A 290-nucleotide genomic window follows, 5' to 3' on the forward strand; every position below is an offset into this window, starting at 1 on the left:
AGTCATTGATGGCGCGATAAAAATCCCGAAAATCGCACCGATTGAAGCGCGTTTACATCGTGAAATTACGGGGGCGCTGAAAAGTATCACACTGAGCCGTAGCGCAACCGGAAAATACTATGCGTCACTACTCTGTGATGACGGGGGTAGAAGCACCGGCAAAGCCAACATTGATATCAAATATCACGGGGCTTGATGTGGGGCTGAGTCATTACGCCATCAAATCAGACGGCAATAAGATTGCTAATCCGCGCCACCTTATCAATGCCAGCCGTCACCTACGTCGAAAA

The 290-nt window shown here is 49.0% G+C and carries 1 pseudogene; it reads left to right on the top strand.

From position 1 onward, the window contains the following. Positions 1–290 (top strand): annotated as a pseudogene (locus BHE89_RS00850) (RNA-guided endonuclease TnpB family protein); the annotation flags it as partial.

It is taken from the genome of Shigella sp. FC1967 (assembly GCF_001743005.1).
Classification (GTDB): domain Bacteria; phylum Pseudomonadota; class Gammaproteobacteria; order Enterobacterales; family Enterobacteriaceae; genus Proteus.